This window comes from Candidatus Krumholzibacteriia bacterium (genome assembly GCA_029865265.1).
Taxonomy (GTDB): Bacteria; Krumholzibacteriota; Krumholzibacteriia; order WVZY01; family JAKEHA01; genus JAKEHA01.
This window is the reverse complement of sequence record JAOUHG010000035.1, coordinates 1-23,880: the sequence shown is the minus strand read 5'-3', so window position 1 is coordinate 23,880 and position 23,880 is coordinate 1. Positions and strand designations below refer to the sequence as shown.

Sequence of the window (23,880 nt, the reverse complement as noted above, 5' to 3'; positions counted from 1 at the left end):
AGCGTCTCAACCCTCCTGGGGCTGCGTTGCCGGATTCGCGGTGGGCTTCGCCGTGTTGCCGACCACCTCGAGTACCGTCTTCACCACGTTCTCCACGCTGAAGCCGAGCTTCTCCATGGCCACACCGGCCGGCGCCGACGCGCCGAAGCGGTCCAGCCCGATCACCGCACCCTTGTCGCCCACCCATTCCCGCCAACCCATGCTGGCGGCCGCCTCGATGGCCACCTTGCGCGCGGACTTCGGCATGATCGAGTTGCGATAGCGCACCGTCTGCTGGCGGAACAGTTCCCACGACGGCATCGATACCACCCGCGCAGCGATGCCGCGGTACGCCAGCGCGCCGCGTGCCTCCAGCGCCAGGTGGACTTCCGAGCCGGTGGCGATGAGCACCACGTCCGGCTTCTTCTTCCCTTCCGCTTCTGCAACCACGTATGCGCCCCGTGCCACGCCCTTGCGCATCACATCCGCGCCCACCTCCAGGATGGGCAGCGCCTGGCGCGAGAGCGCAAACACACGCGGGCCGGTGAGCCCCAGCGAAACGGTCCACGCGGCCGCGGTCTCGTTGGCGTCCGCGGGCCGAAACACGGTGAGCCCGGGAATCGCCCTCAGGCTGGCCAGTTGCTCGACCGGCTGGTGGGTGGGACCGTCCTCCCCCAGGCCGATGGAGTCGTGCGTGAACACGAACGTGCTCGGCACCCCCATCAGCGCGGAGAGGCGAATGGCGGGCCGCATGTAATCCGAGAAGATCAGGAAGGTGCCCCCGTAGGGCACCACGCCGCCGTGCAGTGCCATGCCGTTCACGATGGCGCCCATGGCGTGCTCGCGCACGCCGAAGTGGATGTTGCGCTCGTGGTAGGCGTGCGACGCAAAGAAGCCCGACGACTCGATGCGCGTGTTGTTGGACCCGGTCAGATCCGCGGACCCGCCCAGCAGCGTGGGAATGCGCTCGGCGAGCGCGTTGATGGTCTTGCCCGACGCGGCGCGCGTGGCGATGGCCTTGTCGAAGGTCACCAGATCCTTGTCCCACCCGCGCTTGAAGGTGCCGTCGCGCACGACCTTGAACTCCTCGGCCTTGCGGCGATGATCGCGGCCATACTCGTAGACGCGCGCGCTCCAGTCGCGCTGCAGCTTGGCACCGTGTTCGGCACGCACGCGGCAATGCCGTTGCGCCTCATCGGGGATGTGGAACGGCGGCTGCAGCGGCCAGCCGAGCTTCGTCTTGGCGGCGCGCACGTTTTCGGCACCCAGCGGTTCGCCGTGGGACTTCTCGGAGTCCTCGCGCGGACTGCCATAGCCGATGTGGGTGCGCACCTTGATCAGCGACGGACGCGGGTCGTCCTGCGCGGCGCGGATCTCCTCTTCAATGGTGTCGATGTCATTGCCGTCCTCCACCGACTCCACGTGCCATCCCAGCGCCTCGAAGCGCTTGCCGACATCCTCGCTGAACGCCAGCGACGTGGCGCCGTCGATGGTGATGCGGTTGTCGTCGTACAAATAGACGATCTTTCCAAGCCTCAGCGTTCCCGCCAGCGAGGCGGCCTCGTTGCTGATGCCCTCCATGAGGTCGCCGTCGGACACGATTCCGAATACGTAGTGGTCCACCACCGGGGCTTCGTCGGGAACGTTGAAACGCGCCGCCAGGTGCGCCTCCGCCATGGCCATGCCCACACCCATGGCGAAGCCCTGCCCCAGCGGGCCGGTGGTGGCCTCGACCCCCGGGGTGTGGCCGAACTCCGGGTGCCCGGGCGTGCGGCTGCCCCACTGGCGGAAGTTGACGATGTCTTCCAGTGAGAGGCCGTAGCCGTACAGGTGGAGCAGCGCGTACAGGAGCATGGAGCCGTGGCCGGCGGAGAGAACGAAGCGGTCGCGGTCGAACCACAGCGGGTCGCCGGGGTTGTGGCGAAGGATACGGTCCCACAGCACGTAGGCCATGGGGGCGGCGCCCATGGGCATTCCGGGGTGGCCGGAGCGGGCTTTTTCGACAGCATCCACCGCGAGGAATCGGATCGTGTCGATACACGTCCGGTCGATGGCGTTCATGGTGTGAGTCTCCCTGACGGTTGGGTTCGATGGCGACTGCGGCTGTCAGGGCGAAACTACCCCTCCGCGACAGCCCTTTCAAGCGGTTTCGAGGCGGACACTTGAGACACGCGTGAGACACGGGTTGTGACGCGCGCTACAGAAACCGCTGCCCACCCGTCGCGCCAAGCTACGTTTGCGCATCAGCTTACGGCTCTCCTTCTCCCGGCATGGCCATTGCAGTTCGCAACGTCAGTCAGTCCGTCCACATTCACCCGAGAACAAGGAAACAGGCATGCGACAGCACCGCAAAGGAAGCCTCCGCACCCCGATCGCCTTGGCGTTCGCAGCAATCTTCACCATCCCCGCGGCGGGGTGCGGGGGCGACTCCGCGCCCACGGGCCCCGGCGGCCCCGGCGGCCCCGGCCAGGTATCCGGCCAGATCGTGTATTCGCGGGCGCGCAACGTATCCGGCGAGATCATCCCGGTGCTGGCCGAGAGCGGCTCCGGATTCGACCGGAACGAGGTGGACAGCCCTGCGATCGCCGTGGATTCCGGCCGCCCCGGCGGTGACAAGTTCCTCCTCTACTATGAAGCGGTCGGCACCCAGGGAACCGTGATCGGCCTGGTAAGTTCCGCCGAAGAAGACCTCCTGCCCCTGACGATCGGACGGACGCTGGTCGTTGGAACGGGCGCACCAGCCAGTGGCTACTCGTTCGCGGCCACCGATCCCACCGTCCTGGTCGACAAACGGCCGGCCGAGGCGGCAGAGCGCTACAAGATGTGGTTCGAGGGGCGCAGCGGCACGACGGGCCAGACCAGCACGATTCTGTACGGCACGTCGGCTGATGGCGTGACATGGTCGTCGTTCACGCCGTGCACCGGGCTCACCGCCGCATTCGCGTCGGTGCGGGTGGCGGACCCCTGCGTGATTCTCCAGGGCGACACCTACAAGATGTGGTTCGAAGCCATCAACACGACGAACGGGGCCGACGACGGACCCGGCCGCATCGGCTATGCGGAATCCGCCGATGGGATCGCATGGGTGATAGAGGACGCCGCCGGCAATACCGGGCCCTCCGCGGGACCGGTCTTCTCCCCGGGTTCCGCGGCCTTCGACGCGTACTCGGTGAACGCACCGTCGGTGGTCCATGACCCGGCCGCCTCGCCCGCGTTCCACATGTGGTACGAGGCCGGCGATCAGGCGGGCGACGTGCTCAACACGATCGGCTATGCCACCAGCAGCAATGGGCTCACGTGGAGCCGCGCGTCGCTGCCGGTCCTTGCGCCGAGTTCGGACCTGCTGGTGCCGCTGCCCTTCGATTCGGGCGATCTGGAGCACCCCGCAGCCTCCATCGACGCATCGATACCGGCGGGCACGGAAGGTCACTTCCTGCTCTGGTACACCGGCGACTCCGAGGGGAGCGCAACGCCCAACCGGATCGGTCTTGCCAAGGGCTACAAGCCCTGATCGGGACCGAACCCGCCGCGCGTCCTGGCAGGTGACCGCAACGAAAAGCCCGCCCGAAACGGGACCGGAGTCCTGATTCGGGCGGGCCTTGCTGTTCTCTGCCCCGGCGGCGCGCCTCACCCCCGCCCGCGGTATTTCGGCCGGCGCCCCACCAGAGGAGGTCAGTCTTCTAGGAGGTGGGTCGGTTGCCCGACTGCGCGCCGTCCAGAAATACGCGTCCGGACGGGGAAAACCTGCTGAATAGTATACCGCTTCGCGGCGGCCGTGTAAACCGGCCTCTTATCGGTTAAGCAAGAAAAATGGCGTCCGCAGGCCATCATTTCCACGCCGCGGTTGATTCAACCACGGAACCCGGCGCTCAGGCGAAGGCCGCATCCACTCGGTCGGCGAGGGTCTTGAGGTCCGGCACCTCCAGGTCGGGAACCGCGGCGGAGCGCGCGGTGGCACCACCACCGGACTTCGCGCCCCGCCGGTTCACCCACACGCAGGAGATCCCCAGGGCGCGCGCCGGGGCGATATCGTGAAAGCGGCTCTGCGCCGCGTGCAGCAACCGCTCGCGGGGAATGCCCATGCTCTGCAGCGCGAGGGTGAAGTTCTCCTGCGACGGCTTGTAGGCACCCACCTGTTCGGCGGTGATGAGATGGCTGATCTCCACGTTGAGGTGCTTCGCGGTGCCGGCAAAGAGGTCGACATCGATGTTGCTGATGATGGCGAGCTTGTAGTGTGCGCGAAGCCTCTGCAGGGCCTCCACCGTGTCGGGGAACGGTTGCCACGAGGGCAACGAGCTGGCCAGTGCATCCAGGTCGACCTTCGCTTCCGGAACGGAATAGCGCGTGGCCAGCCCGCGCATAACACCCCGCAGCACCTCGCGATAGCGGCGGTACTCCCCGTCCTCCAGGGTTGCCTCGAGCATGGCGAAGCTCGCCAGCAGCGACTCGTCGCTGACATCGAGCTTCCCGGCCTCACGAAACGGCGCAAGGGCGTCGAGGATGCCGGACTCCCAGTCGATGAGGGTGCCGTAGCAGTCGAAGGAGATGACGTCGAAGTTGCGCAGGTCGAGCATGACGGTCGTCAGCGGGCCGCGCCACCGCGGCGCACATAGCTCTCCCACTGCTCCCTGCGCGGGAAGTGCCGCACCAGCATGTAGATCGACACCAGCAGCAGGATGTAGAAGTCGCTCGTCTGCCGCCCCACGATGAACAGCACCAGCCCGAAGATAACGGGCACTTCCGCGAAGGCCGCGGTGATGATACTCGCGGTGCGCAGGCGCGCAATGCGCATGTCGCCACTGGCCGGCGGATTGCGCAGGATGGTTCCCTTGAGCACGGTGGAGGTGAATACGAGAACCCCGGCAAACGCAAACAACGCAATGCGCAACATCTCGAAACTGGCAAAATCCTCTGGCGCGGGCAGCGTGCGCCGCAGCACCTCGATCATCGCGGCATAGACCACCAGTGAACCGGCGATGGCGCCGGTGACGACTTGTGCCTGGCGGTGCGCGACCTCGATCTTGTGAACCGGAACATCCAGGGCGGCGCCGGACATGGGCGTGGGCTGGGTCATGACGTCTCTAACGCTCCTTCCATTCATAACCGCACTGTTTGCAGGTCCAGCGCCGATCCCGCCACGGAATCAGGAAACCGAAAAGCAGAATGAAGAAACCGGCGACACGCCGGCTGTAGCGCTGGTAGTACACATCGTAGGAGCGGCAGCGCGGGCAGATCATCTCTCCGTCCGCCGCGTCGTCCTCACCGGCGGCCTCCACCAACCGCGGACGGGGACGGAGCGCCGCGCGCGCCTGTTCGGCGGCGTACGCCGGCACCTTGAGCTTCACGCCCCCCACCGCGTTGGAGAGAAACGCGTACACACGAACCAGGTTCTCGTCGCCAACCACGCACGGGATCCCCTCGGCCTCCAGCCGTGTACGGGCCAGGTGCGCCTCGATGGGCTGGTTGAACGAGGCAACGGTCACCCATTCCGTCTGCGAAGTTGGTTTGCGCGGGTTCACAGTTGTTGCTCCGTCAGTAGTCCTCGTCCTCCAGCAGGTGCTGCCACTCGCTGATGGTATCCCAGACGTAGCTCTCGCGGAAGCGCCGGTCGTACTCCTGGTTGAACGTCTCCGCCGCGCCGCTCGACAGCGAGGTCACGTCGCGCGTGCCCTTGAGGACTTCGTCGAAGATCCACGCGTCCGCCGCGCGGCAGCGCCCGGCCCAGCGCGCCAGCTCGCGAAAGGTCATGTCGTAGAACGCCACCACGGGAATGCGCTCCTTGCCGCCGGTGGCATACTCGCTCATCAGTTCCGCGTTCCCCTCGCGGCGAACGATGCTCAACTCCATACCCGGGACTTCGTCGGCGATGCGCGCGATGACGGCCAGGCTCTGGGCCACATCGGGGCACCAATCCTCCGCAATGGCGAGCACCTGCAGCGGCGTGCGGCCGTTGAAGAAGGTCAGCGTGTCTTCGTCAAAATCGAACGCGTCGTAGAACGCCTGCAGACGCGCCTTGTTCTGGGTGGCGGTATCCAGAAACTGCGCCCACGACATACCATTGTTGTAGTACGGGGCGACATCGATCTGCGGATCCGGCATGCGGTCTCCTCTCAATTGCTGGCCGTGACGGACCGGTACAGGTCGTCGACCCAGTTGCTGGTGGTAATGAACTTCCAGTCGAACGACTCGTACTCGTCCGGCAGTCCCGCCTGCTGTATCTCGGCCAGCGACTTGCCGGCCTTCACCTGGGCGCGGACGAAGGCCTGCGTCTCCACGATCATGTCGCGCTGGCGCCGCACGTCCTCCATGGAAGAAAGCGCCCCGTGACCGGGAATGACTTTCGCATCCGGCGGAATGTTTTCCAGAACCCACGTGAGGGCGGCGGCGTAGCCCTCCACGGAACCACCCCCCTCGAAATCGACCCGCGGGAACTTGCCCGTGAACATCAGGTCGCCGGTATGGATCACGTTGGCCTTCGGAAAGTAGACCACCCCGTCGCCGTCGGTGTGCCCGGCGGGCAGGTGGAGGAAACGGATGTCTTCGCCGTTGAAGTGAATCGTTACCGCGTCGGCAAACGTCACCACCGGCCACCCCGCGGGATCGATGGCGTCGCGTACGCGATCGCCGCTCACCTGTTGCGTCGACACGCGTTTGCGCACGTTCTCGTGCGCAATGATGGTTCCTTCCTTGCCGAACACCGGGTTCCCGCCCACGTGGTCGCCGTGGTAGTGGGTATTGAGAATGAACTCCACCGGGCCGGGGTTCAGTTCGCGCAAGGCGGCGCGGATCTTCTCCGCCAACCGCGCAAACTGGTCGTCGATGATGAGGATGCCGTCGTCGCCAACACAGGCGCCGATGTTTCCGCCCTGCCCCTCGAGCATGTACACGTTGCCCGAGACGCGCGTGGACGTGATGCGTACGTCTTCGTCCTGCTGGGCGGGCGAAACACTGGCAACCATGAGGGCGAGAGCGGTCATCACTGCAATACGGGAGAAACCAAAGCGGTAGTTCATGCGGCTCCTGTCGACGGTGCGTCCCAATGATACCCAGCCAACCGCAGGCTGGCAAGCACGGCGGGCGGGGCGAGTGCTCAGTACGCCCGCGAGGTGGCGCCGTGGATGGCGATCAGTGCCCCGAAACGTCCGGTGTTGCCGTGCTCGGCCCGGTGGGAGTAGAAGAGGTCGGTGCGGCAGGACGTGCACAGCCCCGCCACCTCGATGCCGGCTTCCGGTACGCCGGCCTCCAGCAGGATTCGCTCGTTGGCACGCCACAAATCGAAGTGCTTGCGATCCTCGTTCACCGAGGCACGAAAGCTCCCCGCCGAGGCCATGTCGGGCTCCCGGATGAGTTCGTCGGTCTCGACGGGGAAGGCCGCGGAGACGGCGTCGATCACCTCACCACCCACCTCGTAGCAGCACGGGCCAATGCACGGACCGATGGCGGCGAGCAGCTCCGGTGGATTCGAACCGAACGCCTCGCGCATGCGTTCCACGGTGGCGGCCACCACCCGCACCACCGTCCCGCGCCAACCCGCGTGGGCGATCCCGATGGCGTTGTGCACCGGGTCGAACAGCAGCACCGCGGCGCAATCGGCGGTCAAGATGACCAGGGGTGTGTCGGGAACATCGGTGACGAGCGCGTCGGTGTCGTCGAAGGCACGTCCGCGGCCATCGCGGGTCACGACGGCCACGCTGGCGCCGTGCACCTGCTTGCCGAAGGTGAGCTGTGGCGCGCTCGATGCCACCAGCGGCGCGGCGCGTTCGCGGTTGGCGGTGACGGCGTCCGCGTCATCACCACCGCGGCGCCCGAGATTCATGGTTGCGAAGGGACCGGTGCTCACACCCCCGATGCGCGTGGTGACCACCGCGCTCACGCCACCGTGGGCATCGAGCGACTCGAAGGTGAAGAAGCGGACTCCCTGGCGGGTGCGGTCGATCAATTCTACCACCTCGGATAACGGGTGAGAAACGCGCTCTCGTGGAATCGCAGGCGCCCATCGATGCCGACCGCGTTGTTCCGGAACGTGCGTACCCAGCCGCGGCGTCCGCGCCAGAACATCTCGCGCGTTGCATCCGCGCTGAAGAGGCTGTCTGCGGCCACGCGATTGTCGTAGAACGTGTTGCCGCGGATGGAAAACCCATCCGGCACCGCGTGCAACGCCAGCGCACACTGGTGGCAGTAGTAGTCGGACGCGTCATACTTTGGGTTTTGTCCGGTATGCACCACCAGGTTGCGGGTCAGCCGGCCCGGCTTCTCGTCCGGGTCATAGGGCGCACGGCGCGCGACGGAGATGCCACACGCCCCGCAATCGTACACCACATTGCGTTCCACGACGGCCCGCGGCCGTCCGCGATCCGCGTCCCAGATGGATATCCCCCAGGTGAGCATCTCCTCGACGATATTGCCACGCGCCACCACGTCCGCATCCACGAACACGCCGAGCCCCTTCCAGTAGCGCCGGATCCAGTTGCGCTCGACGAGCGCGCTCCCCGTCCAGGTGACGCCCACGGCCACGCCGCGACCACCACCGATATCCTCGCCGCGCGCCCGATCGACCCCGTCGATATAGTTGTTGCGAATCACGGCGCGCGCGCCGCGATACAACGCGATACCATCCCACGAATTGCGCACGATCTCGCAATTCTCAACGGTGATGTCCGCCCCCTCACGGCCGCACACGCCCATGATGCCGACGATCGTCCTGCGCACCGTGTCTGGATCACCGATGTTGTCCACGATTCCGCAGTTGCGGATCGTCACCGCACCGTCACGCACCACGACAGCGGCGTCGGTGGCCGCCTGGGCGGTGTCGCGCTCGCCGCCGGTGATCACCGCGTTTTCGATACCACAGCCGTCACAGTCATCGAAATAGACACCGTAGCCGGCATGGGTGCGAATCTCATGGCCGGCGCCATCTATCCACACGCCCTCTCCGGAAACGGTCACGCCAACCGTGATCGCAACCGGCGTGGCGGGATCCTCGCAGTTGCCGCAGGTGGGATCGATGGCCGAAACCGGGGTGAGATCAATGGCGCGGGTGAGCTCGATGCGCACGTTGGACAGCGGCGTGGCGAGCACGCGCGCGAGTTCGTCGCCGTCCGACACCCGGATCACCGGCGCACGATCGCGGGATGCCGCGGCCATGACCGGCGAAGAAACGAAAAGCGCGGCGACCAGGAGGATGCCGGGAGCGAAATACACTGCAACATCCTAACCGATCGCCGCGCCGGTGTGAAACACCGACCATGCTACCGCGCAATCACCATCTTGTGCGTCCGCGTCTCGCCGCGGAGGTGGATGCGGTAGAAATACACGCCGCTCGCCAGCGGCTGTCCGTGCGCGTCACGCGCGTCGAACACCACATCCCGCCAGCCCGCCTGCAGCGGAATCTCGCCGCTCCACACGCGCCGCCCGGCCACGTCGTAGAGTTCCGCCCGTGCCATGCCGGCCTCGGGCGAGCCCACCCGGAATCTCGTGCTTGCGCCGAACGGATTGGGGGCGTTGGGCATGAGTGTGAGCGCGGCCGGGATGGATGGCGTATTGCCGATTCCGGTGGGTGCCAGAATTTGCGCCTCGTTGGACGGCGTGCTCTGGTTCTCGTGCACGTCGACCGCGGTCACAATGTAATAGAGCGGTCCCGCGCCGGGTGCCACGTCGAGAAACCCGGCCTGCCCGGCGCTTCCCGCCAACAGCGACGGCTCGGGCGTCACACCCGGCGCGCCGGCGCGATAGATGGCGTAGTCGCGCAGATCGTTCTCGTTTGCCCCGGACGGACTCCAGCTGAGCTGCACGTCGTTGCCCACGCGTTGAGCGCTGAGCATGAGCGGCGCCGCGGGCGCCAGGTTGTCCACCGAATGGGCGTTCATGACCTCCGACTGCCAGAAGAGAAACGTGCCCGCGTGCGAGAGGACCTGGTAGGTCTCGTCGGCCGGGTCGCCGCCCACCGAGTCGCTCAGGGTGGGCGTGTTGAAGTTGTACTGCGTGGCGTAGCGGATGGGCACGGTGGCCACGTACTCCCACGTGGTGGCGCCAGCCGCGCTCACGACGATGCGCCGGGCGGTTCCGGTGAAGTCAGACACCATCGTGGCCGGGTCGATGAACGCCCCCGGGGCCGCGAGTTCGGGCGAATCTGCCGCCACCACGCCCGCCTCGCGCCAGATGGTGTAGTGCGTGATCTCCTGCATGGTGCGGGTGTCGCGCTCGCTCGCCTTCCAGGTGAGCATCACGTGGCCGCCCTGGTCGCTGGGGGTGTCCGCCGCGGAAAGGAGGGTGGGTTCCGGATGCCCCCACGCGCCGTCGTCCCCGTTGAGACGGGTCGCATAGAGGTCGTTGTCGTTGGGCGAGTTCTCGAACAACCAGGCGCCGAGCGCGGCGCCGGCGTTCCCGGCGACGACCGCGACGCTCTGCTCGGGATAGGTGGTTGCCAGCATGGGCACACCGTCCGGCGCCCATACCTGGCGGCCATCGGCGCCGATGCGCTGCGCGTAGACGTCCCAGTTTCCGCTGCGCATGTCCTGCCACGCCACCACCCATCCATCTGCCCCCGCGTACGCAATGGATGGAAACGCCTGGTCGCCGGTGGCCGAGCAAATCCAGATGTCGAACAGATAGTCCGCGGTGCCAGATGCCAGGATGTGCGCGGCCACTATGTCGGTACCATAACTAGAGTAGAAGCTCTCCTCGCGGTAGGCGATCACCGCGCCTCCCTGGCCGTCCGTCGCGATGGAAGGCGATCCACCTTCGTAGCCATACGTGGTAACCAGGACGCCCCCCGGCGTCCACGCCGCGTCACCTTTGAAATCGACACGCTGCACAAAAACGTACGAATTACCGTAGCGATAATCCTCCCACGTGAAGATGGCGCCGCCGGCGCCGTCGGCCACCAGCCGTGGATTGAGCTGTGCGTTGGCCTCCGCGCTGATCACCGTTCCACCCGGGGTCCAGAGCCCGTACCCATTGGGGTCCAGCAACTGGCCGTAGATGTCGGGACCCGTAGTCGTGAAACGGTAGTCCTGCCACACCAGCACCGCACCCCCCTGGCCGTCCGCCACCATTTCGATATTCGTCTGGCTCTTGACACTCGTGCACACCGGGATGCCGTTGGGCGTCCAGATGGGGTCGCCCGCCGAATCGACACGGAGCGCATAGATGTCGACGCTGAGACCCGAGCGCAGATCCTCCCACGCGAGGATCGCGCCGCCGGTCCCGTCGGGAGCGATCTTCGCCTGGCCCTGATTGCCCGCCTCGCTGCACACCGGCTGTCCGCCCGGATTCCAGCCCACCACCTGACCATCCGAGAGCATGTGCAGCGCCCAGATGTCGGTGCCGCCGTAGCGGTCGTCCTCCCAGGCGATATAGAGGCCGCCGGTGGCGGGATCGATGCACGCATCCGGGAAGGTCTGGTTCCCGCCGTCGTTGCAGACCGGCTGGTAGACGAGGTAGTCGCCGTACCTGTTCAGCCGGGCGGCCCAGATGTCGTAGCCGGTGGTCGCGCTGGAGTCCTGCCAGACCACGAACATGCCACCCGCGCCATCGGGCAGGACCTTGAAGTTCTGTATGTTGTCGATCCCGTTGCCGGCGACGTAGGCAACCCCGGGATACCAGCCCGCGTTGGCGGGATCCGGTGCCGACGCAATTGAGAAAGCCGCAAGTGCGGCCGGCAGGAGTCCAACGGAAAGCGTTCTGTGCATGGCAATTCTCCCTGGGATGTCGGACCGCGAAGTTGTGATCCAATGGGATAGGACGGCCAGGCGGGACGAAAATCACTCGCCGGCATGAGAAAAAAGCCGGTGCCAGGGGGGAAAGGGCCGCGTTCTACGGCATCCGCACCGAGCGCGGCTCGGAGACGGCCACCTGCGCGCCCGCGCGCAGCGCAATCACGCGCCAGGTGAGGTCCGCGTTGTCGGGCAGGTCCGCGGGAAGCGCGGATCGGTCCAGCACGACCGACGTCTCGAGAACGGGTCCGAGTGTCGCAAGGGACTCGAGCACGACGCCAAAAACGCCCACCTGGTACGCGTCCGCGCCCGCGACCGCTTCCCAGGAGAGCACGATGGCGCCGTCGCGTCGCAGCGCCGGTTCGTGGAGCAGCCACGCGGTCCCGGCACCGTCCTGGGTGCGCAGCACCGGGGTTTCGAATCCGCGATCGCGCGTGAGCACCACCGCCGCGACCGCCACCACCACCGCCACCGCCGCCAGGGCGGGCATGGGGCGCAGCAGTCCGCGAACCCAGCTCATGCGCTTCACGCCCCGCTCGGCGGGCGATGCGGCGGGAAGCGCGCGCCCTGCGAGCCGCGCGATGGCACCGTCGAGTTCCACGCGCGCCCGGTCCAGCCCGGCGTCCGCGGTGGTCTCGGCACGCATGAAGGCGCGGAAGTTCTCAGCCAGCGTCCGGCAGCGAGGACAGTCGGCAACGTGCCGCCGAACCGGATGGTCTTCGGGATACTCGAGGACGTTGCCGATATGCTCGACGTCCACACACTTCATCTCCATCATGCGCTCCTCCCTCCGCGTTCGCGCCGCTCGATGGCGGCTCTCAATTTTCGGCGGGCGCGCTGCAGCACCGCCCGCGCCCCGGCGGCACCCTCCACACCCAGGTGCCGCGTAATCTCATCCACCGGCATGCGCTCGATGCAGCGCATCCAGATTGCGCTCTGCTCGGCGGGATCGAGTTCCGTGCGCATCATCTCCATCAGCCACGCCTCGCCGGTCTCGTTCTCGAATGAGACATCGGGCGACGGCGCCGGATCGGGGACGTCGTCCGGCTGGACATCGTCCGCGAGAAGATCCACGCGCCGGCTGGCGTCGATGCACCGGTGCCGCGTCACCGAGAATATCCACGAAGAGAACTTCGAACGGCCCTCGAAGGTGGCGATCTTCTCCCACACGGACACCAGCACGTCCTGCGACAGGTCCCGCGCCCGCTCGCGGTCCCGCGTGTACCGGAAACACCACAGGTACACGGCGTCGCGATATCGCGTGACGAGTTCTGTCGCCGCCGCCACCCGCCGCGCCGGATCCGGGTCGTTTCGAACCACCCGGAGCAGGTCGTCGTCGGGCGGGTGACCGGGCCCCACTGGTTTAGACGCATCCGTCATGATTTATCACAGGGAAGTTTCTGCCCGGGCCGGGAATGGCCGGAACCGCCGGATTATCGCATCCCGGCGGGCAGCCGTCGACGAAGTACCGTCACCACCGCCGCCAGGAGCAGGAGCAGCGTGGCCAGAACCGGGATCCGCACGTCCCCGCGGGGTTCGATCGGGACGGGGTCGGTTCCGTCACCCACCACCGTGAACCCGGCCCACAGGAAGGGGTGCGCACCCCCCGGGGTACGGCTCATCTCGAGCTGCGCCTCGCGCAGCGCGGTGGCCACCGGCGTGCCGCGGGCCAAACGCCGGTAGAACGAGGTCATGATGCGTTCGGTGGAGCGGTCGTCGACCGGCCACAGGCTCGACACCACCACCGGAACCCCCGCGCTCAGAAACGCCGCCGTGATGCCCAGCGTGCCTTCGCCGGTGGTCACGCGCCCGCCGGCGGTTTCACAGGCGGCCAGAACCGCAAGCCGTGCATGGATTGGAAGTCCCGCGATGCGCCACGCGCGCAGGTAGGGATCGCCGGGGAACTCGCGCGCGACGAGCAACGAATCCGCGGCGGACAGAATGGGCCGCGGTGGCTGCGTATCGGACGACGCGCGCAACGCATCGTCGCCGCCGCCCACCGGTGTACCGAGCAGGATCCCCGAGTCCCACGGAGACCGGTCCACAACCAGCGCGTGCGCCGCGACGTGCAGCACGTCGCAGGGCGTGAGCAGATCCGCGAGGGCTTCCCCGCCGGGAATCACCGGGACGCGATCCACGTTTCGATAGTGGCGCGCGAGGCCGTTGACTTCGTCTCGCGCTCCCGGCAGGCGGGCATCCGCGCCCGCACCAATCGCAACCAGCCGGCCCGCGTCCTCGCAGTGCGTTCGCCCGCGGGCGCGATCCAGCACGAGCAGACTCGCCGACGGCATCAGGATCACGTCGCGCCCGGCCATGAGCGGCGCGTCGCCGGGCATGAGGATGCCGAACGGGATCCGGGAGTAGAAGCCATCCGGCGATACGAACACGCACCGTGCGGCTTCGATCAGGCCGGCCGCCGCACCCAGTACTTCGTGCCCCAGGGCGCGTTGCATGGGTGCGATGCGTTCCGGCGGGTATTGCGCGCGCCCCACCGGGTCCGGGCTTGCCACGATGCGGCGGAACAGGTCGACACGCTCTTCGAGCGGCGAACCGATGCCGGGTAGTTCAAGCAGCCGGCAGTCGCCGGGCGAGACCACGAACAGAAAGCTCATCTCGTCTCCGGCCAGAAAATCCAGCAGGAGTTCCCCGTCGCGCAACGCCGCCTGCGTCTCGGACAGCGTTACCGGGTTGCGCACGGCGAGTGCACCCGGCGTGGCACGGGGGTCACTGATTCGGTCCAGCAGCGTGCGCGTCTTGACGCGCTGCATGGTGTCGAAGAATGTACGTTCGCGCGCAGCCGCGCTCAGCGAGTCCGGGTACTCCAGCAGGACGCGCGAGGCCTGCAGAACCAGCCGCGACGTCTCCTGGCCGTAGGCCTCGCGCCATTCCGGGCTGCTGATACGGCCCCGGAATGCCTCCAGTTGTTCCATGGCGGCGTGAAGCGATGCGGTCGCCGACGCCGGGCGGCCCAATGCACGCTCACAGATGCTCTCGCGCAGGCGCGCCGCCACCGCAAGGCGCACCAGCCCGTTGTCGTCGGCCAGCGCGCGCGCCCGAGCCGCAAAGGCCAGCGCGCGCTCCGTGCGGCCCGCTTCGGCGTACAGAAACGCGCAGTAGAGTGCCACGCCGGCCCGGGTGTCGGCGTGGGTCAGGTCTCCCGCATCGAAACGATGTTCCAGCCACGCCACCGCCGGCTCCGCGCCGGCGCTTGCGTTGAGAGCGCGTGCGTACCCCAGCATCGCGCGGTCGCGGTACTGCGGCTCCAGACGCGTCACCGGGGTCAGGAGTCGATCAAGAATGGCGGCCGCTTCCTGGTATCGGCCCTCCGCCAGGCGGAGATTCGCAATGGCGAAGTCGACGATGTCGATGGACTCCGGCTCGGACTGGGAGACGCACAACTCACGCGTCTCGCGCAGGATTGCATCCGCTCCCGCAAAGTCGCCCAGTTCGGTTGCGCGCCGGGCCAGGTTGATGGCGGGAATCACGATGCCGTGAGGATACGCGAGTTCGCGCGCAATCTCGTACGCGCGCCGCTGGTACTCGGCCGCGCGACCGATGTCGCCACTGCTCTCCTCCAGGGAACCCAGGTTGTTGGTGGCCCACATCTCGTTGACGCGGTCGCCCACCTCGCGCGCCACCACCCACGCGCGCTGGTAGCAGCGAATCGCTTCGCGTTCGTTGCCGGCCGCACTCTCCACGCGGCCCAGCCCGATCAGCGGCGTCAGTTCCAGCCGTGGCCGTTGCGCCGCGCGAAAGAGCGCGATCGCGCGCCGGTAATTCTTGCGCGCTTCGTCCTCGTGACCCCGCTGCTGCTGCACATAGGCGATGCTGGTCCTCGCCCACGCCTCGTCGAGTGGCGAACGAACCAGCAGCGCCAGATCGAGCCGGCGCTGGTAGCAGCGCATGGCGTCGTCCCACGCACCCGCGCCGCCGTACGCGAAGCCGCGAAAGTTCAGCGCGGGCATCAGACCCGCGGTGTCGGCCATCGCCTCCGCGATACCAACGCCCGCATCGAGGTCCACGATTGCCCGCTCGCGCATCCCCTTCATAAGGAGCACGCGCCCGCGCTGCGTCAGCGCGCGTCCCAGCAGGATGGAGTCGCCACGGCTCTCGGCCTCGAGCAGGTAGCCGGGCAGAAGGGCAAGGATCGAGTCGTAGGCACCGGCCGCAAACAGGGGCTCCACGCGCGCGGCGAGCGAATCGGCGATCGAGACGGTGGAAGCGGTGTACCCGGGAACCGGCGCGGCAAGCAGGATGACAATGACGAGGACGGCGCGCATGGGCCGGCGAAGCGCGTGGCGCCGCCTACTCGATCCTGGCGCCGCCGTAGAGGAAGCGCGTCACGGTCGAACTGCGCAGATAGTCGTGCGGGTACCCGGCCTCGATGCGGCTGGCGGCGTCGAGCCGTTGCATCTGCTCCGCGGACAGTTCGAACGCGGCAGCCTGGAGGTTGTCGTTGAGTTGCGCGAGGGTGCGCGCGCCGATGATGACGCTGCCGACACCGGGGCGCTGCATCACCCAGCGAACCGCCACCTGTGCGGCCGAACGGCCGATCTCGGCGGCCACCGCTTCGGCCACGGCGATGATGGCGAGGTTGCGCTCATTGGCGCGCTTCTGGTTGGATTCCTTGCGCAGGCTCTCGTCCAGCGGCGCCTTGCTGCCGGAGTCGGCGCGCGCATACTTTCCGCTCAGCACACCGCCCGCCAGGGGCGACCACGCCACCACCCCCACACCCGTGTCGCTGCACATGGGGACGATTTCCCGCTCGATGGCACGTTCGGCCAGCGAGTACTGCACCTGGGTGGCACAGAAAGCCGTCCACCCACGCAGTTCCGCCATGGTGTTGGCGCGCGCCACCACCCACGCGGGCGCATTGGAGACGCCCGCGTGCAACACCTTGCCGGCGCGCACCGCGTCGTCGAGCGCGCGCACCACTTCGTCGATGGGAACGGTGAAGTCCCACGCGTGCACCCAGTAGAGGTCGATGTACGAGGTCTTGAGCCGGGCGAGGCTCGCGTCCAGCGACTGCATCAGGTTCTTGCGATGCGAACCACCCGAGTTGGCGTCGCCCGGACGCATGGCGAGGGCGTACTTGGTGGCCAGCACGATCTCGTCGCGGCGCCCGGCCAGAAACTCCCCCAGAAAGGTCTCGCTGGTGCCGCCGGTGTAGAAGTTCGCCGTATCGACGAAATTGCCGCCGGCCTCGACGTAGGCGTCGAGGATCCGGCGGCATTCGTCCTTCGGGGTTCCCCAGCCCCACTCGGTTCCGAAGGTCATCGTCCCGAGTGAGAGGGGCGATACGCGCAGGCCGCTGCGGCCCAGCACGTGGAATCGATCAAGGAGTGCCGGCACCGTTCGGTTCCCTCGGAGTATCCGGACGGCGCGAATCACGGTCGCGATAGCGGTCACGGTCGCCGCCTTCGCGGTCCCGGTCCCCGCGGCCACGGCCACCGCGCCGGCCCCGGCGCATGTCGCGCATTTCGCGCGGCTCGCGCGAATCACGCGGCTCACGCACCGTGCGTGGCACGTCGTCCGGGCGCAACGCGTTGGCCTTGCCACGCATGAACCGTTTGAACTCGTAGAGAATGTCGAGCAGGTCGTTCCACAGCTTGGCAAAGAGCGCCAGAATCATACCAGTCATCAGGACGCCGATGGCGTCGTCCACGATGTCGATCCCATAGAATCCGAGGTACGACGAGAACGCCGGCGTACCACGGAGCATGTCGAGAACGTTGATCCGTGCAAGCGCGGCGACGATGACGCCGACGATCACGGAGCGGGCGTACAGGGTGCGCATATTCGCAAAGCGCCCGGTCAGGTCGATGTCACCGTGCCGCCAGTAATTGCTGACGACGGTGACGATCATGCTCGCGATGGCGAGCAGGCGCAGGACTGCGCCGAACGATTGTTGATCCACTAGAGCCTCCTGGTTGGAGTATTGGCGGGAATACTATCCGCCGGTTGGGGTTGCGTCAACGAGACGATGCGGCCGCCAACTCCCTGCAAATGCGTCATATCGTGCGACGCCACCACCGCCGCGCCTCCCGCGGCCACACAGCCGTCGATGAGGGTGCGCAGCACGCGCCGGCCGCTGGCGTCCAGACAGGACGCCGGCTCGTCGAGCAGCAGCAGTGCGGGAGAGAGCGAATGGGCGATGGCGAACGCCACCCGCCGCATCTCGCCGAAGGACAACTGAAACGGGGAGCGGTCGAGAAACCCGGCCGGGTCGAGACCGCACGCCCCGAGGCTTTCCGCCGCGCGGCCTTCGATGTCGGCGGCGGCGATACCGCGGCGTCTGAGCCCGAACGCGATCTCTTCGCGCACGGTCTCGGCAAAAAAGAGCCGCTCTGGACTCTGCGGAAGGTAGAGCGCCGCGCTCCCCGCCCGCACGACCCGCCCCGCCGCCGGCCGCATCGCGCCGCCGGCGACCAGCAGGAGGGTCGATTTTCCCGAACTGTTGGGACCGAACACGCCCACACACTCCCCCACCGCCACCTCGAGGTTCAGGTCCGAGAGCACCGGCACGTCGCCATACGCGAACGTGACCCCCTGCATTTGCAGCGCGGCCGGGCTACCCGGCGCCGCTGCGGGGCGCGCCGCCCCGTTCGCGGCCGGGCCGGCGTCGACCACCCCACCGGCGGGAACGCCCGCCGGCGGCCCCTGGTAGCACGCCCGGCCGTCTTCGAGGACGATCGCATCGCGCGCGAGGGCCACGTCCTCTCCCGGCGTTGCCCACACCACCGCCGCCCCCGCCGCGTTCAACTCGCGCACGAAGCCCAGCACGCGGCTGCGATTCTCGGCGTCGAGATAGGCGAGCGGTTCGTCGAGCAGGAGCACGTCGGGATTTTCCAGCCACACCGTCGCCATGGCGAGGCGCTGCTTCTCCCCGCCGGAGAGCCGGTGCGGGTTTCGCTCCAGCACCGGTGCGAGGTCGAAGCGTTCGGTAGCTTCGGCAATGCGCACCGCCCGGCTCGGCTCGGCCGGGTCCACCGACAACTCCAGCTCGTGCGCCACGCTCGATGCCACCAGCTGGTCGTCCGGATCCTGCATCAACATGGCGACGCGGCGCGCGGCGCGTTCCATGCCGCCCGCGCGCAACGGCAACAGCCCCGCCAGCACCGCCAGCAGCGTGCTCTTTCCCGAGCCATTGGCGCCGGAGACCGCCGTCCAGGAGCCCGGGGCGATGTCGATCGACACCCCGTCCAGCGCGGGGCGTGCCTGCGCCTGGTAGGAAACCACGGCATCGCGAAGGGAGATGAGGGGAGCGGTCATGCGGGATGCGCGGGTGCACCGCGCGTGTGGAGTGGGCGGCCGGCCGGCGGCGTCAGCACTCCGAAAAGGACGACTCGACGCCGGCCTGCGAGTGGAAGGGCACGTCGGCGAGGGGGCCGATGCGATCGAGATAGGCGCCCATGATGTCGCGCACCTCGGACAGCGTGCGGGCCTGCATTAGCGCACCGCGCGACTCGCGCACGTTGGGCGCCCGCTTCAGGTAGGCAGCCATGATCTTGCGCGATGCGATGACGCCGCCGGGCTCGCCCTCCAGTTTGACCGTCTGGTCGATGTGATTGATCATTGTGGTCACGCGTTCGCGCGGTGTGGGCGGCGTGAACTCGCCGCCCTCGAGCGCGGTCTTCACCTCGGCAAACACCCACGGATTACCGATGGCGGCGCGGCCAATCATTACCGCGTCGCAACCGGTGCGCGCGTGCATGCGCAGCACGTCATCGGCGCAGCGCACGTCACCGTTGCCCACCACCGGGATCGACACCGCGCGCTTGGCCTCGGCGATCAGGTCCCAGTTGGCCTCGCCGGAGAACCCCTGCGCGCGCGTGCGCGCGTGGATGGTCAGCATGGAAACACCCGCGCCCTCGATGGCGCGCGCGAGTTCACGGACCTTCTCGCCCGTGGGCCGGTCCCAGCCGGCGCGGATCTTGGCCGACACCGGCACGGAGCTGCGCCGTACCACTTCGCCACAGATATCCGACAGCAGCTGCGTGTCCTTGAGCACCGCCGAGCCACCGTTGCCCTTGACGATCTTCTTCACCGGGCAACCGAAGTTCATGTCGAGATACTCGGGTTTCTGCTCCGAGAGGCGCGCGGCGGTCTCTCCCATGCGCACCGGGTTTCCGCCGAAGATCTGCAGCGACAGCGGCCCCTCGGCCACGTCCAGCCCGTGCAGCGCCTTGCAGTACATCTCGCGGCTTCGCGTCATGGCCTCCGAACTCACCATCTCGGTGACCGCCATGTCGGCGCCGTGGTCCAGGCAGATGCGCCGGAAGGGGGCGGTGGTAACGCCGCACAGCGGCGCCAGGATGACGCGCGCACCGTTGGGAAGACCTTGCAGGTTGGAAAGCACCATATGAATCCGAACCATGATAGGGGAAGCAGGGGCCCGGCGCAACGTCTAAGTCTTGCAATGACAACGGAAATTGCCTATCTTGGCGGACAGTCAGCCATGCAGACCCGATTCGTCGTCAGCATTCCCACCCTTGACACCCACCCGGTGATTGCGGACTGGTATCCCGCGCTCACCCGCGACGGCGAGCCCAGCCCGCACCTGGTGATCATGTGCCACGGGTTCAAGGGCTACCGGCGCTGGGGGTTCATCCCCCTGGTGGCGCTGCGCCTGCAGGACGAGGGGTTCGGCGCGCTGGTCATGGACTTCTCGCACAACGGCCGCGTGCCCGAGGACGGACAGGCGCGCCTGTCCCTGGACGCCACCTTCGTTGCGCCGGCGCTCTTCCGCAACAACACCATTGCGCGCGAACTCGACGACCTCTCGGCGGTGATCGCCTGGGTGCGTGGCGCCGGCCCTTCGGCGTTGGGGATTCCGGTGAACCCGCGCATCGCCTTGTGGGGTCACTCCCGCGGCGGGCTGGTGGCCGCGGTGAAGGCGCTCGAGGATCCTTCCATCGCCGCGCTCGCCACTTGGTCCGCGCTGGCCCACCCCCAGCACTACACCGAGCGCCAGAAGAAGCTCTGGCGCGACCGGGGCGAACTGGTCTTCACCGACTACGCGACCGGCACATCGCTCGCCCTCGGGCTGGAGCTGCTGGAAGACATGGAGAAGAACCGCGACCGCTACGCGGTGGGCGAGCGCGCGGAGGAACTCACCACGCCGCACCTGGTGGTGCACGGGGAGCACGACCCCACGGTTCCGGTGGCGCAGTCGTACACGTTCTACGACACGCCCACCATCAAGGCGGACAAGAAGCTGTTGCGCCTGCTCACCGGCCACACCTACGGCTACGACGACGGTCGCATTGCGAGCGAGGCGCTGGAGAACGCCACCAGGGCCACGGTGGAGTGGTTTGACAGCTACCTGCGGGGCAGCGCGACGGACGGGTGAGGCGGGGCTACTTTGCGGGTTTGCTGAACTCGGCGGGCCAGTTTTCCACCACGATCATTTCGAGCATCTGGCTCGCCACGGACGAACTGGCGTTGTAGGACATAACGAAACGCTTCCCGCCCCGCTCTACGTCGTACGACGAGGTGCGGCCCAGGTAGACGTGGGCGTCGTCGATGAGGAAGACCTGGCGCGGGTTGCCGAGGCGCAGTTCGGGCGTTTCGGTCACCTCCACTTCCATCATGGCGCTGTCGGACGTGAAGTACAGCCGCGCGCCCTCCCAGCGCGCCCGTGTCCCCCCCGCCACCGAGACCTGCCACTTGCCCTCGAAACCCGGGAATCGCGTGAGATAGATCTCGTCGCGGCCGGACTCGTCGGACTCGTAGGCGAGATAATTCCCCGAGGGCGAGATGCGCGGCGCACCCTCGTTCTTGGCGGTGCTGATGACCGCGGTGCGTTCGCTCGTACTGTCGGCCGGCATCGCGACCATGAAGACATCCGCGGAAGACGTGGCGGGGTTGTCTGCGTCGAACACCATCCATTTGCCGTCGGGCGAAACGTCCGGACCCCAGCCCCTCACCAGCATCTGTTCTTCTCCGGTGCCGTCCGCGCGCCGCGCGCGAATCACGCCATCCCTGGTGCTCACCCAGTACACCGTCTTCCCATCCGGTGACCAGGTGGGACTGATGTCCCAGGCGGGATCGAACGACAGCCGCTGGCGCGTGCCGCGCGCCAGGTCGAACACCCAGATGTCGCCGTTGTTGTTTCCCTCGTTGACGATGCCGGCGAAGTGACGGGCGTCGGGTGAAATCGCCGGATGCCCGGTGTTCTCGAAGACGTCGCTGATGGGTGTCATGCCGGCGTCGCGGTCGATCCACGCAAACTGCATGCTGGCGACACCCCCACCCGCCCGGTACAGCAGCAGGCCGCCGGGTCCCGGGCACGGCTCCGATCCGTCGAGTGCCACCAGGAACGGTTCACCGGTGGCCTCGAGCGACGAGAGCGAGAACGGCAGCGCCCAGATGCCGGAGTTGGTGGGCGTGCGCCGAAAGAGAATGTGTCCGGTGGACGCGTAGCGCGGCGTCCACAGGCGCTGGTTGGGCAGCGAGAGCAACGTCTTGCGCTCGCCGTTGGCAAAGACCACCAGATCGCGGGGTCCTCCGCTCTGCAGGTGGGACACGAACAGGTAGCCGCGGCCGCCGGGCAGCACGCTCGGCTCGTGGATATCGGTCTCGTCCGGCAACTTGGGGACGATCTCCACCGGGTCGCCCCCCAGCGCCGGCACCTCCAGGATTCCCTTCGCGCCGGTGGTGAAGACGATGCGGTCGTCCTGCGTCCATGCGGCCCCGGAACCGCCGGTGAACGACTCCGAGGTTGCGCTCACCACGGTGCCCTTGCCACCCGACGCGCTCACGCGGTAGAAGGTGGACCCGATGCGGTAGCCGATCTGGGTGCCATCCGGCGACCAGAAGGGAATCTCCGCCTTCTCCGTCCCGGGGATTTCAGCGGGCTCGAGACTGGAGAGTTCGCGCACCCAAAGGCGATCGTTCGCGATGTAGGCGATGCGCTGTCCATCGGGCGAGAGCGCGAGGCGCATGGCGCTCATGCCGCCGTCCGTGTCGTCGACCGCGATGGCGAGCTTGCGCAGCGGCGCGTCGTGCCGCGCCGGTGTTACCAGCCGCGAGGCAAAGAAGGCGGCGGCGGCGATGGCAAGCGTGGCCACACCCCACACCAGGTTGGCGCGAAAGCGCGCGGCGCCGTCCACCGGCGCTGCCGCGGCGGCGGCTCCACCGGCCTCGTCCGGTCCCGCATGGCGGGCGGTGTCGATGGCGATGCGCGCCTCGCCGATGTCGCGCAGGCGCAGCTTCGCATCCTTCTCCAGGCAGCGCCTGAGCAGTTCGCGAATGACGCGCGGGGTGTTGTCCGGCAACGCGGCGGCGTCGGGCTGTGTCTTCAAAACGGACGCCAGCGTGTCGCTCACCGTGTCGCCCACGAACGCCTGACTCCCGGTGAGCATCTCGTAGAGCACCGCGCCGAAAGCAAACACGTCGGCGCGCTTGTCGACACTCTTGCCGCGCGCCTGCTCGGGGCTCATGTAGGCGGCCGTGCCCAGGATCACCCCGGCGATGGTGGGCGAACTCGCCAGCACGGTGGGCGACTGCGACAGGCGCGGGTCGGTGCCGTCCTCGGATTCGAGCGCCTTGGCCAGGCCGAAGTCCAGCACCTTGACGCGGCCCTCGGGGGTAAGCTTGATGTTGGCCGGCTTGAGGTCGCGGTGCACGATGCCCTGCTCGTGCGCGTACTCGAGCGCCTCGGCGATGTCGCGCGCAATCGGCAGCGCTTCCTCGAGCGCAATGGGGCCCTGCGCGATGCGCGTGGAGAGATCGTCCCCCTGCACCAGTTCCAGCACGAGGAAGCGCTTGCCCTCCGCGTGCTCGAGCCCGTAGATGGCGGCGATGTGGGGGTGGTTGAGGGCCGCGAGCAGCCGCGCCTCGCGCTCGAAGCGCCCGAGGCGGTCGGGATCGTCGGCGAAGACCGCGGGCAGGAGCTTGAGCGCGACGTCGCGCCCCAGGCGCGTGTCACGGGCGCGGTACACCTCGCCCATTCCGCCCGCGCCGATCTTCTCGATGACCTCGTAGTTGCCCAGTCTGGTGTTTGGTTCCATGGGAATCGCGGCAGTATACCCAATACCGGTGGCCGGGTGAAAGCGAAAGCGGGCCCCCCGCAGGGGGCCCGCTTGTTCTCTTCGAGATGCCGGAGCAGACGGTCGTCTACTTCAGCATGACGATCTTACGCGTTTCGACGTATGACCCCGCGATCATGCGCACGAAGTAGATG

General features: G+C 67.6%; 19 protein-coding genes. 2 read left to right on the top strand and 17 right to left on the bottom strand.

Annotation, left to right across the window (positions count from 1 at the left end; translation table 11 throughout):
• Positions 1 to 6: 6 nt before the first annotated feature.
• A complete protein-coding gene (tkt, locus tag OEX18_13010; GenBank protein ID MDH4338185.1) occupies positions 7 to 2,040 on the bottom strand; it encodes a transketolase in 2,034 nt (677 codons plus the stop codon).
• Between the two features lie 274 nt (positions 2,041 to 2,314).
• Here tkt and OEX18_13005 point away from each other — a divergent pair, with 274 nt between their 5' ends.
• Positions 2,315 to 3,490: a hypothetical protein gene (locus tag OEX18_13005; protein ID MDH4338184.1), complete on the top strand. Its 1,176-nt coding sequence runs from the start codon at positions 2,315 to 2,317 to the stop codon at positions 3,488 to 3,490.
• Positions 3,491 to 3,848: 358 nt separating this feature from the next.
• On the opposite strand, the gene OEX18_13000 is transcribed toward OEX18_13005, so the two are convergent.
• The 15 genes from OEX18_13000 to dusB all read right to left on the bottom strand — a co-directional run bounded on the left by OEX18_13000 (position 3,849) and on the right by dusB (position 20,070).
• Complete coding sequence (locus OEX18_13000; GenBank protein ID MDH4338183.1) at positions 3,849 to 4,553, bottom strand: haloacid dehalogenase type II; 705 nt, start codon at positions 4,551 to 4,553, stop codon at positions 3,849 to 3,851.
• Positions 4,554 to 4,561: 8 nt separating this feature from the next.
• A complete protein-coding gene (locus OEX18_12995; protein ID MDH4338182.1) occupies positions 4,562 to 5,053 on the bottom strand; it encodes a hypothetical protein in 492 nt (163 codons plus the stop codon).
• A 7-nt stretch (positions 5,054 to 5,060) separates the two neighbouring features.
• On the bottom strand, positions 5,061 to 5,498 hold the full coding sequence (locus OEX18_12990; protein ID MDH4338181.1) for a DUF2007 domain-containing protein: 438 nt from the start codon (positions 5,496 to 5,498) through the stop codon (positions 5,061 to 5,063).
• A gap of 13 nt (positions 5,499 to 5,511) precedes the next feature.
• Entirely contained in the window at positions 5,512 to 6,078 is a 567-nt protein-coding gene (locus OEX18_12985; GenBank protein MDH4338180.1) for a thioredoxin family protein, read from the bottom strand.
• Positions 6,079 to 6,089: 11 nt separating this feature from the next.
• Positions 6,090 to 6,992 carry an MBL fold metallo-hydrolase gene (locus OEX18_12980; GenBank protein ID MDH4338179.1) on the bottom strand — a complete coding sequence of 301 codons (903 nt, stop codon included), beginning with the start codon at positions 6,990 to 6,992 and terminating at the stop codon, positions 6,090 to 6,092.
• Positions 6,993 to 7,069: 77 nt separating this feature from the next.
• On the bottom strand, positions 7,070 to 7,918 hold the full coding sequence (gene pgeF / locus OEX18_12975) for a peptidoglycan editing factor PgeF (GenBank protein ID MDH4338178.1): 849 nt from the start codon (positions 7,916 to 7,918) through the stop codon (positions 7,070 to 7,072).
• 2 nt (positions 7,919 to 7,920) lie between these two features.
• A complete protein-coding gene (locus OEX18_12970; protein ID MDH4338177.1) occupies positions 7,921 to 9,180 on the bottom strand; it encodes a right-handed parallel beta-helix repeat-containing protein in 1,260 nt (419 codons plus the stop codon).
• Between the two features lie 47 nt (positions 9,181 to 9,227).
• Positions 9,228 to 11,669 (bottom strand): T9SS type A sorting domain-containing protein, encoded by a 2,442-nt coding sequence (locus OEX18_12965; GenBank protein MDH4338176.1) that lies wholly within the window; start codon positions 11,667 to 11,669, stop codon positions 9,228 to 9,230.
• A 124-nt stretch (positions 11,670 to 11,793) separates the two neighbouring features.
• A complete protein-coding gene (locus OEX18_12960) occupies positions 11,794 to 12,471 on the bottom strand; it encodes a hypothetical protein (protein ID MDH4338175.1) in 678 nt (225 codons plus the stop codon).
• A complete protein-coding gene (locus OEX18_12955) occupies positions 12,468 to 13,073 on the bottom strand; it encodes a sigma-70 family RNA polymerase sigma factor (GenBank protein ID MDH4338174.1) in 606 nt (201 codons plus the stop codon). The genes OEX18_12960 and OEX18_12955 overlap by 4 nt, the downstream gene beginning before the upstream one ends.
• Positions 13,074 to 13,126: 53 nt before the next feature.
• Complete coding sequence (locus OEX18_12950; protein ID MDH4338173.1) at positions 13,127 to 15,973, bottom strand: CHAT domain-containing tetratricopeptide repeat protein; 2,847 nt, start codon at positions 15,971 to 15,973, stop codon at positions 13,127 to 13,129.
• A 25-nt stretch (positions 15,974 to 15,998) separates the two neighbouring features.
• On the bottom strand, positions 15,999 to 17,045 hold the full coding sequence (locus tag OEX18_12945) for an aldo/keto reductase (protein ID MDH4338172.1): 1,047 nt from the start codon (positions 17,043 to 17,045) through the stop codon (positions 15,999 to 16,001).
• On the bottom strand, positions 17,029 to 17,610 hold the full coding sequence (locus OEX18_12940) for a hypothetical protein (GenBank protein ID MDH4338171.1): 582 nt from the start codon (positions 17,608 to 17,610) through the stop codon (positions 17,029 to 17,031). Before OEX18_12940 ends, OEX18_12945 begins: the two co-directional genes overlap by 17 nt.
• Positions 17,610 to 18,965 (bottom strand): ATP-binding cassette domain-containing protein, encoded by a 1,356-nt coding sequence (locus tag OEX18_12935; GenBank protein MDH4338170.1) that lies wholly within the window; start codon positions 18,963 to 18,965, stop codon positions 17,610 to 17,612. The genes OEX18_12940 and OEX18_12935 overlap by 1 nt, the downstream gene beginning before the upstream one ends.
• Before the next feature lie 52 nt (positions 18,966 to 19,017).
• Entirely contained in the window at positions 19,018 to 20,070 is a 1,053-nt protein-coding gene (gene dusB / locus OEX18_12930) for a tRNA dihydrouridine synthase DusB (protein MDH4338169.1), read from the bottom strand.
• Positions 20,071 to 20,151: 81 nt separating this feature from the next.
• Here dusB and OEX18_12925 point away from each other — a divergent pair, with 81 nt between their 5' ends.
• Positions 20,152 to 21,045, top strand: a complete 894-nt coding sequence (locus OEX18_12925; protein MDH4338168.1) for a prolyl oligopeptidase family serine peptidase — start codon at positions 20,152 to 20,154, stop codon at positions 21,043 to 21,045.
• A gap of 7 nt (positions 21,046 to 21,052) precedes the next feature.
• Here OEX18_12925 and OEX18_12920 read toward each other — a convergent pair whose 3' ends face one another.
• Complete coding sequence (locus OEX18_12920; GenBank protein ID MDH4338167.1) at positions 21,053 to 23,707, bottom strand: serine/threonine-protein kinase; 2,655 nt, start codon at positions 23,705 to 23,707, stop codon at positions 21,053 to 21,055.
• Positions 23,708 to 23,880 lie beyond the last annotated feature (173 nt).